A 411-nucleotide genomic window follows, 5' to 3' on the forward strand; every position below is an offset into this window, starting at 1 on the left:
TTTCCATTCCCCCGCCTCTTTTTGCATTAACCACACTTCTCGACATTTGGACTGTTTAGAAGGACTGCCATCTTGAGGGTAAATCGTAGAGAGGCTAATCCCAAGAACATAACCAAAATCGCCCATAACTTCAATTTCTTCGGCGGTGAAGATTGGATCTATTTCTTGATTAGAAATGTACTCTGCAAATCCTTCAACAATGTCATATACCCCACGCCGATCAGGAACATTAGGCATCATCCACAGCGCATCTTCTGTGTACATACCTCCATAACCTGCTAAATCACGCGAACGAGTATTTGATGAATAGACTTCTTCAAAAACCTGTCTGATATGCTCTTTATCTGCATAAGACATTGAATTGCTCCTTAGTGAACTATTCCCTCAGCAAGCACTACCTTACTACAAATC

At 41.4% G+C, this 411-nt stretch carries 1 protein-coding gene; it reads right to left on the reverse strand.

The window, feature by feature from the left end; genetic code table 11:
- Positions 1 to 357: YybH family protein (locus PL9631_RS25660; protein ID WP_083624817.1), on the reverse strand; the 357-nt coding region annotated here is incomplete at its 3' end.
- Positions 358 to 411: the final 54 nt, after the last annotated feature.

This window comes from Planktothrix paucivesiculata PCC 9631 (assembly GCF_900009265.2).
GTDB lineage: Bacteria > Cyanobacteriota > Cyanobacteriia > Cyanobacteriales > Microcoleaceae > Planktothrix > Planktothrix paucivesiculata.